The 14,654-nt window shown below is 58.9% G+C and carries 13 protein-coding genes; 5 read left to right on the plus strand and 8 right to left on the minus strand.

What is annotated here, in order from left to right:
- Positions 1 to 100: 100 nt before the first annotated feature.
- The 3 genes from SPHFLASMR4Y_RS04110 to SPHFLASMR4Y_RS04120 all read left to right on the plus strand — a co-directional run bounded on the left by SPHFLASMR4Y_RS04110 (position 101) and on the right by SPHFLASMR4Y_RS04120 (position 2,267).
- Positions 101 to 1,300 carry a type III PLP-dependent enzyme gene (locus tag SPHFLASMR4Y_RS04110; protein ID WP_089132426.1) on the plus strand — a complete coding sequence of 400 codons (1,200 nt, stop codon included), beginning with the start codon at positions 101 to 103 and terminating at the stop codon, positions 1,298 to 1,300.
- A 75-nt stretch (positions 1,301 to 1,375) separates the two neighbouring features.
- Positions 1,376 to 1,807 (plus strand): MAPEG family protein, encoded by a 432-nt coding sequence (locus SPHFLASMR4Y_RS04115; RefSeq protein WP_089132427.1) that lies wholly within the window; start codon positions 1,376 to 1,378, stop codon positions 1,805 to 1,807.
- 28 nt (positions 1,808 to 1,835) lie between these two features.
- Positions 1,836 to 2,267 (plus strand): MAPEG family protein, encoded by a 432-nt coding sequence (locus tag SPHFLASMR4Y_RS04120; protein ID WP_089132428.1) that lies wholly within the window; start codon positions 1,836 to 1,838, stop codon positions 2,265 to 2,267.
- A 35-nt stretch (positions 2,268 to 2,302) separates the two neighbouring features.
- Here the strand turns inward: SPHFLASMR4Y_RS04120 and SPHFLASMR4Y_RS04125 are convergent, their stop codons facing one another.
- The 8 genes from SPHFLASMR4Y_RS04125 to SPHFLASMR4Y_RS04160 are packed head-to-tail and all read right to left on the minus strand — an operon-like array spanning position 2,303 to position 12,009.
- The gene (locus SPHFLASMR4Y_RS04125; RefSeq protein WP_089134671.1) at positions 2,303 to 3,511 is read right to left on the minus strand and encodes a class I SAM-dependent RNA methyltransferase; all 1,209 of its coding nucleotides are present in this window, start codon (positions 3,509 to 3,511) and stop codon (positions 2,303 to 2,305) included.
- On the minus strand, positions 3,508 to 4,911 hold the full coding sequence (locus SPHFLASMR4Y_RS04130; RefSeq protein ID WP_089132429.1) for an NAD(P)H-hydrate dehydratase: 1,404 nt from the start codon (positions 4,909 to 4,911) through the stop codon (positions 3,508 to 3,510). The genes SPHFLASMR4Y_RS04125 and SPHFLASMR4Y_RS04130 overlap by 4 nt, the downstream gene beginning before the upstream one ends.
- Positions 4,912 to 4,919: 8 nt before the next feature.
- The gene (locus SPHFLASMR4Y_RS04135) at positions 4,920 to 5,288 is read right to left on the minus strand and encodes a hypothetical protein (RefSeq protein WP_145955452.1); all 369 of its coding nucleotides are present in this window, start codon (positions 5,286 to 5,288) and stop codon (positions 4,920 to 4,922) included.
- Positions 5,289 to 5,343: 55 nt separating this feature from the next.
- Positions 5,344 to 7,065 (minus strand): dihydroxy-acid dehydratase, encoded by a 1,722-nt coding sequence (gene ilvD, locus SPHFLASMR4Y_RS04140; protein ID WP_089132431.1) that lies wholly within the window; start codon positions 7,063 to 7,065, stop codon positions 5,344 to 5,346.
- A 52-nt stretch (positions 7,066 to 7,117) separates the two neighbouring features.
- Positions 7,118 to 7,846, minus strand: coding sequence for an N-formylglutamate amidohydrolase (locus tag SPHFLASMR4Y_RS04145; protein ID WP_260807066.1), 729 nt, complete (start codon positions 7,844 to 7,846; stop codon positions 7,118 to 7,120).
- A complete protein-coding gene (locus SPHFLASMR4Y_RS04150) occupies positions 7,843 to 8,697 on the minus strand; it encodes a 4-(cytidine 5'-diphospho)-2-C-methyl-D-erythritol kinase (protein WP_089132433.1) in 855 nt (284 codons plus the stop codon). The genes SPHFLASMR4Y_RS04145 and SPHFLASMR4Y_RS04150 overlap by 4 nt, the downstream gene beginning before the upstream one ends.
- Complete coding sequence (locus SPHFLASMR4Y_RS04155) at positions 8,697 to 10,385, minus strand: tetratricopeptide repeat protein (protein ID WP_089132434.1); 1,689 nt, start codon at positions 10,383 to 10,385, stop codon at positions 8,697 to 8,699. Before SPHFLASMR4Y_RS04155 ends, SPHFLASMR4Y_RS04150 begins: the two co-directional genes overlap by 1 nt.
- Positions 10,354 to 12,009: an electron transfer flavoprotein-ubiquinone oxidoreductase gene (locus SPHFLASMR4Y_RS04160; RefSeq protein WP_089132435.1), complete on the minus strand. Its 1,656-nt coding sequence runs from the start codon at positions 12,007 to 12,009 to the stop codon at positions 10,354 to 10,356. Before SPHFLASMR4Y_RS04160 ends, SPHFLASMR4Y_RS04155 begins: the two co-directional genes overlap by 32 nt.
- 173 nt (positions 12,010 to 12,182) lie before the next feature.
- On the opposite strand from SPHFLASMR4Y_RS04160, the gene SPHFLASMR4Y_RS04165 reads away from it, so the two are divergent.
- Positions 12,183 to 12,914, plus strand: a complete 732-nt coding sequence (locus SPHFLASMR4Y_RS04165; RefSeq protein ID WP_186266040.1) for a uracil-DNA glycosylase family protein — start codon at positions 12,183 to 12,185, stop codon at positions 12,912 to 12,914.
- Positions 12,911 to 14,653 (plus strand): lytic transglycosylase domain-containing protein, encoded by a 1,743-nt coding sequence (locus SPHFLASMR4Y_RS04170; RefSeq protein WP_260807067.1) that lies wholly within the window; start codon positions 12,911 to 12,913, stop codon positions 14,651 to 14,653. The genes SPHFLASMR4Y_RS04165 and SPHFLASMR4Y_RS04170 overlap by 4 nt, the downstream gene beginning before the upstream one ends.
- Position 14,654 lies beyond the last annotated feature (1 nt).

Genomic DNA, 14,654 nt, shown 5'->3' on the forward strand with positions numbered 1-14,654 from the left:
ACTCATATAGCGGCCATATAGCCGCGCTTCGCTGCCCCATGGCCGCTTGCGAATCCGCAAGGCAGCTCAATCGATCTAAGCCGATAGGGGGTCCCTTGAGTTGCGCTATTACCATGATGCCGAGGAGCTGACGAAGGCTCTTAGCCCAGATATTCCAGTTTTGCTTAACCGGCCACACGCAGCGCGTCGCGCCGCGCGTTATTTTGTCGAGCAATTTCCCGGCAAGGCACTTTATGCGGTGAAGGCGAATCCTTCCCCGGCCTTGCTGCAACTGTTGTGGGAAGAAGGCGTGACCCATTTCGATGTCGCGTCGATCGACGAAGTACGGATCGTCCGCGCCGCGCTGCCGGAAGCCACGCTTTGCTACATGAACCCGGTCAAACAGCTGGCCTCGGTGCGCGAAGCCTATCACGAGCATGGCGTGCGGATATTCTCGCTCGACAGTATCGAGGAACTGGAAAAGATCGAATTGGGAACCGACTCGGCCGAAGACCTGACGCTCTGCGTCCGGATTCGCGTGGCATCGGAATTTGCCGAAATCAGCCTTGCCTCCAAATTCGGCATTGATGTCGATGAATCGGCAGAACTGCTGCAGCGGGCCCGGCAGCGGGCAGATTGCCTCGGCATCTGTTTTCATGTTGGTAGCCAGGCGATGACGCCGCTCGCCTATGTCCACGCGCTGGAACGCGTGCGCAATGCCATAGTCGGCGCTTCGGTCACGGTAGACATCGTCAATGTCGGCGGCGGTTTTCCGTCGATCTACCCGGATCTGGCGCCGGTATCGCTCAACCATTATTTCACCGCCATCGACCGTACGTTCGAGGATCTGCCGATCAGCTATTCCGCCGAACTCTGGTGTGAGCCAGGCCGGGCCCTGTCGGCCGAATATAGCTCGCTGGTGGTCAAGGTCGAACGACGCCGTGGCAATGAGCTCTATATCAACGACGGCGCCTATGGCACCCTGTTCGACGCGGCGCATATCGGCTGGCGTTTTCCGGTGCGGAAAATCGGTGCCGAAGAGGAAGACGGCGCGACCACCGGCTTCAGCTTCTATGGTCCGACCTGCGACGACATGGATTTCATGGCCGGACCGTTCAACCTGCCCGACAGCATCAAGGCCGGCGACTATATCGAGATTGGTATGCTCGGCGCCTATGGATCGGCGATGCGGACCAAGTTCAACGGCTATGGCAGCAGCGAGGAGTATGACGTCACCGACGAGCCGATGGCGAGCCTCTATGTCGGCGAAAATCTCGATCGTTCCGACCGGGAAAATGTCGTGTCCTTTCCGACCGCCTAAACGGCAATATAGGTTGCAATTGACAATCTGTTACAGTTGACGCAGTTTCTCCGGGATTTTGGGAGAAGATGAATCATGGAAATTGCAATATTGGCGCCGGCAGCCGTGCTGGTCTTATGGTCGCTCATCATGCTGTTCTGGATGGCCGGCACCAGATTTCCGGCCATGGCGAAATCCGGCGCCGATCTCGCGAATGCCAAGCCGGGCGGGCGCGGCGGTGACCTGGAAGGGGTTATCCCCGACAAGGTGAACTGGAAATCCCATAATTACACCCATCTGATGGAACAGCCGACGCTTTTCTATGCGACGGTCGTGATCCTGGCGCTTGCCGGTGCCGGCCACGGAATGAATCTCTATCTCGCCTGGGCTTATGTGATCATCCGGATCATTCACAGCATCTGGCAGGCCACGGTCAATCTGGTCAAGGTCCGCTTTCTGCTGTTCATCGCGTCGACGGTCTGCCTGTTCATCATGGCGATCAACGCCCTGTGGGTCACGCTTTTGTAGAACCACAATATTATTTGGGAGGATTTTTATGGAGAACAGCCCGTTGCTGCAGCCGATGGTTGCGCTCATATTATGGACCATGCTGATCTGGCTGTGGATGTATGCCACGCGGATTCCAGCGATGAACAAGGCCAAGATCGACTCGGTCAATCTGGTGGGTGCCAAGGGCGGCGATCTCGATGAGCTTTTGCCGCCGGAAGTGCAGTGGAAGGCGCATAATTATAACCATTTGCTGACAGAACCGACGCTTTTTTACGCGATTTGTGTCGTTTTGATCCTTTCCGGGCAGGATTATGGACTGAACCTGACCATCGCCTGGGCCTATGTTGCCTTGCGCGTGCTGCACAGCCTTGTGCAGGTCACGATCAACCGGGTGATCTTCCGGTTCCTATTATTCGCCCTGTCGAGCCTGTGCATCATCGCGCTGGCGATCCACGCGGCTATCGCCGTTTTTCACTAGGATCAAGAGCCTGGGAGCAGACCTTTCAGGCTCTTCTAGCGGCTGAAGCTGGAAACAAGCTCGACATGGGTCGACCAGAGAAACTGGCCGACAGGCCAGACCTGGTCGAGTTTGTAACCCGCTTCGCAAAGCTGCTTGGCATCGCGGGCGAAACTGGCCGGGTTGCAGCTGATATAACATATTTTCGCGACGTCGGACTGCGCCAACTGCAAGATCTGGTCGCGCGCACCGGCGCGCGGCGGATCGAGAATGACGGCGTCAAAGCGGTTCAGCTCTTCAACGCTTAGCGGCCGCCGGAAAAGGTCACGGTGCTCGCAGAATATCTGCCGGGGCGAATGGTTGGCGGCCATTTTCAGCGACCCGATAGCATCGCGCGCGCCTTCGGCCGCGTAGACTTTCTGGTCCGGGCCAAGAGCCAGGGTAAATGTGCCAAGCCCGGCGAACAGGTCCGCCACCAGACGCGCTTCACCAACCGCGTCCCGCATGGCAGCAACCAGAGCCTGCTGGCCTTCCCGCGTTGGCTGCAGGAAGCTGCTGTGCGGAAAACCGACGACAGTGCCATTCAACGTGACTGTTGCCGGTTCCGGTTCCCACTGGGTTTCGGGACCATAGCCGCCGTCGACCGACAGGCGCGCGACACCGTTGTCCTGGGCAAAGGCGGACAGCGCTTCGCGCTGCTCCAGACCTTCCGGTTCGTAATTGCTGATCAGCAGATCGACACCCTGATCGATCAGGGTCATCTCGATATTCATGTCATGTTTGCGGCGAGAGACCTTTTTGAGAAAGCTCCGCAGCGGCGCGAGCAAAGCGAATAGTTCGGGCGCCATGATCTCGCATTGCTTGAGATCGACAATCCTGTGGCTGCCGGCTCCGCTGAACCCGAGCTTGAACTGGTCGCCCAGCTTCGCCGCCCGCAGGCTGGCACGGATTCGGCTTCTGGGCTGGGAAATCTGGGGCGGGTGCATGGTTCCGGCGACCAGCCCCTGGCCTTCCAGTGCATAGGCCACGCGCTCGGTGAGAAAGCGGGTGTAGCTCTCGGCATCGAGATGTTGCAGGCTGCAACCGCCGCAGGACTGGAAATGCTGACAGGGCGGTTCAACATGATGTGGCCCCTTGATCAGGCCACCCTCATCATTCAGCCGATCGAGCGGCGCAGAAAAAGCAATGTGGCGACCGTCAGCGGTCACACCATCGCCCTTCGCGGCAACGCGAATGATCAGGTCGGGATCGGCGGTCGCGATCATAAACATTCCTGCAAGGTGGCGGGGATCTGGTCGACAAGCATTTCCGGCGTGAAAGCGGGGCCAGCCAGTTGTCCGGCCCGGCTGTGCAGCCACTGGCCTTCGCAGCCTGCCTTATAAGCAGTGAGGCCCGTTGCCAAGCGGCTTGCGATGATCCCGGCCAATATGTCGCCGGTCCCGGCTGTCGACAACCACGGACAATCCTGCGTCGACAGAGATGCCTCGCCCTCGGGACTGACGATCACCGTATCCGAGCCTTTCAGCAAAATGCTACAGTCGGCCTGCTCCGCGAGCTTTCGGCTGTCCTCGATTTTGTGCCGGGGTGCCTGCCCCGTCAGGGAGGCAAATTCTCCGGCATGGGGGGTCGCGATCGTCGCGGCATCGCGCTTCTTTACCAGCGCAGAAAATTGCGTTCCGGCCACGGTTAGCGCATCGGCATCGATGACCAGCGGTGCATCGGCTGCCAATGCAATATCCAGCAGTTCCCTCGCCCGGTCATCGCGACCCAGTCCCGGACCGATTATGATCGCAGAGATGCGCTGATCCGACAGTTTTTCCTGCAGGTCGGGGCTATCTTCCACGGTCTCGACCACGATACTCGGATGGGGGGACGAAAATCCGGACGCGGCCAATATTTTGACATAGCCGGCTCCGGATTTCTGAGCGGTCATCGCGGTGAGTTGCGCGGCCCCCGGCATCGCCCCGGCAACCACGGCAACGAGACCGCGACTATATTTGTGGTCTGCCGAAGTCGGTGCGGATATATGCGGTTTCGGCAATATCAGAAGATCGCTGTCCGCCGTAATGCCAATATCTATCCCGACCAGACCACCCATTTTCGATCGCGCCGGCTCCAGATAATGGGACGGCTTATAGGCCCCGAGCGCTATCGTCATATCAAAGGCCGGGGTATCGTTGAGCAATTTGCCCTGATCGGATTCAATCCCACTGGGCAGATCAATAGCGACCCTCCGTCTCGCGCCGTCGAACAAGCGAGAGAAGTGGCTGAACCAGTCGTCACCAATGGCACGCGTCAATCCGGTGCCGAAGAGACAGTCGACAAATTGCGCGGCGGGTTGCGCCTCTTCCAGGGAGGCTGTCTTTCCCTGCCATAGCGACTTGGCATGGCGCGCGGCGTCGGTTGTCGGATCAAGCGGCGCGGCAACGCAGACGTCAACGCCGTTTTCGCGCAACCACTGCGCGATGACATAACCGTCACCGCCATTATTACCCGGGCCACAGAGCACCAGGGTCGGCTGATCGGCGGCGATTCGCCAGATCATCTGCGCGGCGCCTTGCCCCGCGCGACGCATCAGTTCGTCGACCGAAATTCCGGAATCGATCAGCCTGTCCTCCGCGCGCTTCATTTCAGCGGCGGTCAGCATATTTCCCTGATTGATCATGCGGACCTCTAGTTTCCGGCTGTTGCCGGATCTTCCTGGCTGGCAGATGATCCCTGCGCACCCGCGTCCGGCTTGATCTGCGCGGGCAACAGATATTTATCCGGTCCGACGCTGACCTGAATCTTGCCATCTTCGACAATCGATATCCGCGCCTTGTCAAAACCGTCAGCGGCTTCCAGGCCGTGGCCATCGGTCAGGACATTGAAGCGACGAAAGCCGCCATCGGGATGACGAATGATCATCGTGACGCCATTTTCACCGCTCAACCGCTCAACCAGACAGTCACGGGTAAAATCGCTGGCACCGTCGATGGCGCAACTGATTTTCCCGTCGTCCCCGGCTTGCGCTGCCGCACGCTGTTCTGCTTCTGCAAGCACAGCATTGTCCGGCCTGTTTTCGCAGGCCGTCAACAATAATATTAAAGCAACAGCGCTATATATCCGCATAGACATGTTTTTCCGCCTTGGCCCCCGGATGGGTGACCGCACCCTTATAGGCCGGCCCAACATTCTGAGCATAGCGCCACAACGTACCGGAACCATAATCGGTTTCGCGTTGCGTGAAGTTTTTCCGCCGCTCGGCCAATATCGCCTCGTCGACTTCCAGATCGATGATGCCCTTTTCGGCATCGATATTGATCATGTCGCCGTCCTCGATCAAGCCGATAGGCCCTCCATCGGCCGCCTCCGGTCCGACATGGCCGATGCAGAAACCACGGGTGGCACCGGAGAAGCGCCCATCGGTGATCAGCGCGACTTTCTCGCCCATACCCTGGCCGTAAAGCGCAGCGGTGGTGGCTAGCATCTCGCGCATGCCGGGGCCGCCCTTAGGCCCTTCGTTGCGGATGACGACTACGGCGCCCTCCTTGATCTGCCGGTCCTCGACGGCATCAAAAGCATCTTCCTCGCATTCGAAAACCTGGGCCGGGCCACGGAACTGCAGGCGGGCCATGCCGGCGACTTTCACGATAGCGCCTTCCGGGGCCAGGGAACCGCGCAGACCGACAACACCGCCGGTTGGCGTGATCGCATTTTGTACGTCGTAGATCACTTTCTGGTCCGGGTTCCAGACGATTTCCTCGATATTCTCGCCGAGCGTCTTGCCGGTGACGGTGATGCAGTCGCCCTTGATCAGCCCGTTGTCCATCATCGTCTTCATCAACATGTAGACACCGCCGGCATCATGCATGTCCTTGGCGACATATTTGCCGCCCGGTTTCAGGTCGGCCAGATAGGGCGTGGTCTTGAAGATTTCGGCGACATCGAACAGGTCAAAGTCGATACCCGCTTCGCTGGCCATTGCCGGAAGGTGCAAGGCGGCGTTGGTCGAGCCTCCGGTGGCGGCGACCACGCGCGCGGCGTTGATGAAGGCATCCTTTGTACAAATATCGCGCGGCCGCAGATTGAGTTCGATCAGGTTCATGATCTGACGACCGGCGGCGCGCGCCATGTCGTCGCGGGTTTCATAGGGGGCCGGTGCCATATTGCTGTTCGGCAGCGACAGGCCGATCGCTTCGGCAACGCAGGCCATGGTGTTGGCGGTAAACTGGCCGCCACAGGCACCGTGCCCCGGGCAGGCGACTTTCTCGAGTTCGATCAGTTCCTGCAACGGGCAATTGCCGGCGCTATGCTGTCCGACGGCTTCAAAGACGTCCACCACGGTGACATCATGGTCGTGGAAACGGCCGGGCAGGATAGAGCCGCCATAGACAAATATTGACGGGACATTGAGCCGCAGCATCGCCATCATCATGCCGGGCAGGCTCTTGTCGCAACCGGCATAGCCGATCACCGCGTCATAGCAGTGGCCGCGAACGCTCAGTTCGACGCTGTCGGCTATGACTTCGCGGGAGACCAGCGAGGCCTTCATGCCCTGGTGGCCCATGGCAATGCCGTCGGTCACGGTGATCGTGTTGAACCGCCGCGGGGTGCCGCCGCCTTCGATCACGCCTTCCCGCGCAATATCAGCCTGACCGTCGAGCAATGTGTTGCAGGGCGCGCTGTCGTTACCCGCGGAAGCGATTCCGACAAAAGGTTTTGCGATATCTTCTTCGGTCATGCCCATTGCATAATAATAGCTGCGCTGGGGCGCGCGTTCGGGACCGACACTGACGTGACGGCTGGGCAAGCGGGATTTATCGAATCTGTTGGTCATTCTGGCTTTCCAATATGGCAATTTCCGGATCGTCCTTCCAAAAGTCCGCCGGTTAAGCAAGAGCCGTTCTTATTTTATCGCACGTACGCAATAAAATATCGGCAAAACGCCGCTGTCCGGTCTCTTCACGGATCAGGTCCTGACGGACCTCCACCCCGATATAGGGCTGGCCGATGGTTTCACACTGCCGGTTCATCGTCGCGTTGAGATCCTTGCCTGAATAAGGCATTTGGTCACCGACGATCAAACCTTCCTCTTCGCCAAGAAACTGAAGCGCCAGACGCGGAGCCGTCTGATGTTCATTATACATGATTCCCATATCCCACGGGCGTTGCAGTTGCGGATTGGTGCGCAGCACCGGCGAAAAACTGTGCAGCGAGGCCACCAGAACCGGCTTCAAGTCGGCGATCAGCGCCGCGACCCGGTCATGATAGGGCATGAAAAAGCGATCCAGCCTCGCCTGCCTTTCCTCTTCGGAAAGACGATTGCCCGGAATTTCGACGCCGTCGCTGCGCTCCACGATGACGGCTGGTTCGTCGGGATAGCGGTTGAGATCGACGATCAGCCGGGAAGCCGTACTGAGAATGGCAAGATAGCCACCCTGCTCGGTCATCAGCCGGGCTATCGGCGCAATTCCGGGATCATAGGCGATATGGTCCCGGGCATATTGTGGTGAAATGCCGAGGTCGATGTCATCGGGAATGTGGCTGGAGGCATGGTCGACCAGAAGCAGCACCCCGCCTTCGGAAGGGACACCGGAAATTTCGTACGCGTCGGTCAACGGATTTCCCCGATCATCGTCCATATTCGGTCCATCGTCTTGCGGCAGTGGCGCTCCGCCATTCTGGCGTCACCAACCGAATCGAACAGGGCAAAACAGGTAGCTCCCGATCCCGACATCCGGCCAACAATCGGCTGGCACTCCTCCAGCGACCGGAGCAATCCGGTCAGTTCCGGTACCAGAGCTATCGCCGGATCCTGCAGATCATTCCTGCCATTGCGAGCGGATTCTATCGGCGAACCGCTTTCAAGAGCACCGCGATCAACGCCATCCCACGCCGCGAATATTGCTGCCGTCGAAACCGGAACCAGCGGATTGACCAGCAGAGCGACAGTGCCGCGCAAGTCTGTATCAAGGATCCGCTCAAGATCCTGACCAATACCCGTGCCGCGGCAGGTCCGGCTGGCGAGGCAGGCTGGAACATCGGCGCCTAGCGGTCGCGCGACATCCGCCAGTTCGGCCTGCGGCAGATCAAGCTGCCAGAAACGGTTGAGCAGTCGCAATGTCGCCGCGGCATCCGCCGAGCCTCCCCCGATACCCGAGGCCACCGGCAGCATTTTGTCGAGATGAAGGTGAGCACCCCGCTTTACATTTGCATGCTGCGCAAGCCGGTTGGCCGCGCGCAGAATCAAATTGTCGGTCGTGCTCAGGCCATCCGCAAAAGGACCATCAATCTGCAAGGAAATGCTTTCGCCCGACTGCACCGATATCCCGTCACCCCGGTCGAGAAAGGCGAATATCGTCTCCAGTTCGTGGTAGCCGTCGGGGAGCCGCCTGCGAACGTGCAGCGCCAGATTGATTTTCGCATAGGCCGTTTCTTCATCCCGCGCGCCCAAATCCGGACCGGGCATCAGGGCGAAACAAGGTCGGGCCGAAGGCCCAGGTCTATTTTACTGGCAAGACGTTGCGCATCCTCGTCTTCCGCGAACAGTTTCGCGGATTTCCATGCGTAACGCGCTTCATAAATCCGACCGACGGTCCAGTAGGCATCCCCGAGATGCTCGTTGATGGTCGGGTCCTGCGGCTGGCCTTCAAGCGCCGTCTCGAGATAGGTGACGGCGCGTTCATGGTCACCGGTGATGAAATAGGCCCAGCCGAGGGAATCGGTGATCGCGGGCGAGGTCGATCGCAATTCGTGTGCCTGCTTGATCGCGGCTACCGCTTCCGCCTTGTTCACCCGCCGTTCGAGCTGGGCATAGCCAAGATAGTTGAGGATCGTGGGAGAATTAGGCTGCAGTTCATTGGCCCGGCGCAGGGATTCCAGCCCTTCCGGCCAGATTCCGGCCTGTTCCTGCGCTCCGCCCAGCGCGAGCCAGTAATTGGCCATGACCAGATCAGAGCGGTTCAGTCTCTCCCCCAGCCTGACCGCCGAGGCAAATGCACCCGCTGCCGCCGCATGGTCGCCCTGCGCCTGAAGCGTCTGTCCCTTCAATATATGGAGTTCCGGAGAATCCGGATCCCGGTCCATGACCGAATCGAGCCGGGCAATCGCCTGCTTGTAATTGCCATCAGCGACCAGACTGGCGATCCCGGAGCTCAGTCCGACAAGAAAATAGGGACTCTCGCTGCCGATCCGGGAGAATTCGGCAACCGCGCGATCATGCTTTTCCGCCCGAGCATAGGATCGTCCCAGCATCAGACGGGCATAGTCGGAATTGCCGGCCACATGCGCGCTGGCCAACGCCAGCAGTTGCGACAGAAAATCGGCCTGCTGCGACGCGAGATCGCTCGAGAGCCGCTGAAAGAGAAAGGCCAGACCGGTGGATGCGGACACCTTTTGTGCCACACCCTTTTTCTGTCCGGTTTCAATCTGCTGATATAGCCTTTGCTCCGGCGCGGTCGACCGTGTTTTCAGGATATCCTTCGCCGCTTCCGGTTCATTTCTGGCCCACAAATGGCGGGCCGCGATCATCCGCACCGGCGCCATCCGCGGTTCGTTGCGTTCGACCACTGCACCGAGCAGGGCGAGCGCTTCCTTTTCCCGCCGGTGGGCGAGGCTGTTCAGGATCAGATGTTCTTCAAGATAGTAGCGGGCAGTGGCATCGCTTCGGGCCCGCGAAAGAATGGCGATGCCGTCGCCCCCTCTTGCCGTTTCCAACCAGGCCGCCAGAAAGGGTTCAAGAAAGGCAAAATTCTTCAGCGCCTCCAGTTCGACAGCGGCAAGTTCAGCGCCGTTCCAGTCGCGCTGCGCAAAAGCCGAGGCGAAGAGCAGCAGCGGCATTTCGGGCTCGGCCTGGCCGCGCAATTGCAGGACTCGAACGGCTTTTACCGCCAGTTCGACATCGCCCGTTTCAATGGCGCTGACATAGGCCTTGCCGGCCAGCAGGGCATTGTCCGGCTGTTCCTTCAGGCTCTGCGCATAAATGGCCGCAGCGACCTGCGACTGATCGGACGATTCAGCCAGCCTGGCTTCGACAAAGCGGTTGAGCGCTGCGGCACTGTCGCCGCGACTGGCAAGTGCCGGTGAGCCGGCTAGTCCAGCGGCGAGCAGCGCAGACAGGCCGAGACTACATATTCGGATAATTGGGACCTCCGCCACCTTCAGGAACCACCCAGTTGATATTCTGGGCCGGATCCTTGATATCACAGGTCTTGCAGTGCACGCAATTTTGCGCGTTGATCTGGAACTTCGGCTTGCCGGCCTCGTCCTCGACAAATTCATAGACACCGGCCGGGCAATAGCGTGCCGACGGCCCGGCGAAGACCGGCAGATTGACATCGACCGGGATATTCGGGTCTTTGAGCTGGAGATGGACCGGCTGGTCTTCTTCATGGTTGGTGTTCGACAGGAATACCGACGACAGGCGATCAAAACTGATCACGCCATCGGGCTTCGGATATTCGATCGGATGACAATGTTCCGCGCGTTTCAGACGCGACCAGTCGGGGTGCAATTTCATCGTGAACGGCATTTTGATCTTCAGATGCTCGGCCCACATGTTGATGCCGGAAATGATGGACCCTAGGAAATCGCCATATTTCTCAACCGCCGGCAGAACGTTGCGAACCACGCGCAATTCTTCCCGAACCCAACTATTTTCGTATGCGGCGCCATATGCGGTCAGCTCGTCGCTGGTGCGATCGGCCACGATCGCTTCATAAGCGGCTTCTGCGGCCATCATACCGGTCTTCATCGCAGTGTGCGTGCCCTTGATGCGCGGAACATTGACGAAACCGGCGGAACAGCCGATCAGCGCGCCACCAGGGAAATAGAGCTTGGGAACGGCCTGGAAACCGCCGTCGTTGATCGCCCGCGCGCCATAGGAAACGCGCTTGCCGCCTTCCAGTATCTTGCGGATTTCGGGATGCTGCTTCCAGCGCTGCATTTCCTCGAAGGGGGACAGATAGGGATTTTCGTAGTTCAGCCAGGTGACGAAGCCGAGCGCGACCTGGTTGTCGGCCTGATGGTAGAGAAAACCACCACCATTAGCGCCTTCGCTGAGCGGCCATCCCTGCGAGTGAATGACGCGGCCCGGCTTGTGCTTGGCAGGATCGATATCCCACAATTCCTTGATCCCGAGACCATAGATTTGCGGCTCGCTTTCGGCATCCAGCGAAAACTGGTTTTTGAGAATCTTGGTCAGATGGCCGCGCGCACCTTCGGCAAAAAATGTATATTTGGCATGCAGTTCGAGGCCCGGTTCATAATCCGGCTTGTGACTGCCATCGCGCGCCACGCCCATATCACCGGTTGCCACGCCCTTTACCGAGCCATCTTCATTGTAGAGGATTTCGGCAGCCGCAAATCCGGGAAAAATTTCCACCCCCATATTTTCGGCGCGCTCGGCCAGCCAGCGGCACAGATTGCCCAGCGATCCGGTATAGGTGCCCTTGTTGTGCATGAACGACGGGGTCATGAAATGGGGCAGCGAAATTTTCTTCTTCTTGGTCAATATCCAGTGGTGATTTTCGGTCACTGGCGTTTGCGCAAGCGGGCAATCCTCGTCACGCCAGGACGGGAAAAGCTCATCCAGTCCCTTGGGGTCGATCACCGCACCAGAAAGGATATGCGCGCCGATCTCGGAGCCTTTTTCCAGCACGCAGACCGACAGGTCCTTGCCTGCTTCGTCGGCCATCTGTTTGAACCTTATGGCTGCACTGAGACCGGCGGGGCCACCCCCGACTATCACCAGATCATAAGGCATTGACTCTCGTTCGCTCATGTCGCTTTTCCTACAATTCTTGCTTTTATTCTCTTGTACATTCGGTCTGTCGTAAACCGAAACCCGCTGGGCAGAAACCTGCTTTCCCGCCAATTGACCTATTCGTCAACTCATGACTCTATGCATAAATGAATTTAATTCCTGCACCAACGTCTAATCCGTCGACTGAGTCGATGATCCACAGTTTGCAAGACTGGTGGTCGCTGGCTGGCGTCGAACTGGATTATACCGATCATCCCGGAGCCCTGCTGGCCGCCGCAAAAGCGGCGCCGGCACCAGAGGTGCCGCAGGCGGCAGCCGTTACGGAACCCGTGCCGGAAGCGGTGAAAATCCCGGCACAGAACGAGCGGCTGCCGGCCAGCTATCCGGAATTTGTCGACTGGCTGGCCAGTGACGAGGATCTGATCGAATCAAGCTGGTCTAATCAGAGAGTGGCGCCGCAAGGGGTGCTGGAACCGGAAGTCATGGTGGTTTCCGCGCTGCCGGAAAAAAACCGCAATGGCGAAGTACAGCTTTTCAATCCGGAGAACCGCAAGCTGCTGGAAAAGATGCTGGCGGCAATAGGGTGCGATTCGCACCAGTTCTATTTGGCTAACATCGCTACATCCCTGCCCTATGACGGCCGGATCGACGAACAGCATTGGCCGACGCTGAAGACGCGATTTCTGCATCATGTCGGGCTGGTTCGACCGAATCGGGTTATCTGCTTCGGTGATCTGGCCGCAAAGATCATTTTCGGACAGGACCTGCTGACCGCACGAAAAAATAAGCAATTTATTAACCATAGTTCATCACAAACAGAGGCGATCGTGACATTTCACCCGCGGATCCTGATCGAGCGGCCATTGTTCAAGGCCGAAGCATGGAAGGATCTGCAAATGCTGACAAGGATTTCTGCCTCGTGAAACTGAAATTTGCACTGACCGCATCGCTCCTCACTCTCACCGCGGCCCCCGCGCTCGCCGACGATGGCGCCGTACTCTATAACAGCGCTTCGATTGCAAAATATGTTCCCTCGCAGCTTAAGCAGAAACAGTCGGATCATTATCGTGCCCTGTTTTCGGCCATGAGCACCAATCACTGGGAGGTCGCGAAGAATTTGCTGGATACGGCACCGACCGGCCCACTGAAGCCGATCGCGCAGGCCGAATATTTTCTGGCTGCCAACAGTCCGCGAGCCGAACTCGGACCGTTGCTGACTCTGGTCAATGAAGCACCTCAGATTCCCCAAGCCGCACAATTGGGCCGTCTCGCCCAGAAACGCGGCGCGCAGTTGCTTCCCGATCTGCCCCAGCGCCGCAACCTATCGTGGATTCCCGGCTCTCCGATCCGTTCGAAGCCAAAGGAAATAAGCTCAGACAGCGCGGCCAATGGTGTGCGCAGCCAGATCATCGATTTTATCAAGAATGACAATCCGCAAGGCGCCGAGGCACTGCTGAATGCCAGTGCCGCGCAAATGTCGTCCGAAGGGCGCACGGAACTGGAACAGCGGGTCGCCTGGTCCTATTATATCGAGAATGACGACAGATCCGCCCTGCGCCTTGCCCGGCAGGCACAAAACGGTTCCGGCGAATGGGTCGGCCATGCGCACTGGGTGGCCGGACTGGCCGCATGGAGGCTGAACGACTGCCGCTCGGCGGGCGATGCATTCGAGCAAGTCGGCCGATCGGCCGCCAATGTCGATCTGCAGGCAGCCGGCCTATACTGGAGCGCCCGTTCCGACCTGAAATGCGGCCTGCCGGAAAGAGTACAAGGCAAGCTGCAGGCAGCGGCCCGTTTCGATGACAGTTTTTACGGCATGCTTGCAGCACAAACGCTCGGTATGAAAGCGAGCCCATCCGAACAGAGCGAATCCTTCGCAAAATCGGACTGGCGCGCGCTCGAGCGGCACGAGAATGTCCGCGCAGCTATTGCTCTGGTGGAAATTGGCGAAGAACAGCTGGCCGACGAGGTGCTCCGGCACCAAGCAACAATCGGGGACAGCGGTGACCACCCTGCCCTGATCAAACTGGCTCGCGAACTTGATCTGCCACGGACCCAGCTCTGGCTCGCCCATAATGCGCCGCGCGGTGTAAAACCCGATGCCCAGGCCCGCTTCCCGGCGCCGAAGTGGAAACCGGACGGCGGCTGGCGTGTCGACCCGGCGCTTGTCTATGCGCATACATTGCAGGAATCCGCCTTCCGCAGCAAAGTGGTCAGCCCCGCGAACGCCATCGGCCTGATGCAGGTTCGTCCGGGAACCGCCGGAGATATCGCACGGGCCAATGGCCTGCAATTCAGCGAGTCCGACCTCTACCGGCCATCGACCAATCTGGAATATGGCCAGTCCTATCTCGAATATCTTGGCAAATCATCGATCACCGGCGGCAAGCTGCCAAAAATTGCCGCGGCCTATAATGCCGGCCCTGGAGCCGTACAACGCTGGAACAGTGAAGTGCGGGACAATGATGATCCGCTGCTGTTCATGGAAAGCATCCCTTATGTGGAGACGCGCGGCTATGTCTCGATCATCCTGCGCAACTACTGGATGTACGAGAAACAGGCCGGTCTCCAGTCGGTCAGCGCCCGCGCGCTATCGCAGAATCAATGGCCGCAATTTCCCGGCAATCCGGACCGGCGCAAAACCCAGTTCACGGCCCGCTAAC

Origin of the sequence: Sphingorhabdus sp. SMR4y, assembly GCF_002218195.1 — a bacterium.
In the GTDB taxonomy this organism is placed as follows: Bacteria; Pseudomonadota; Alphaproteobacteria; order Sphingomonadales; family Sphingomonadaceae; genus Parasphingorhabdus.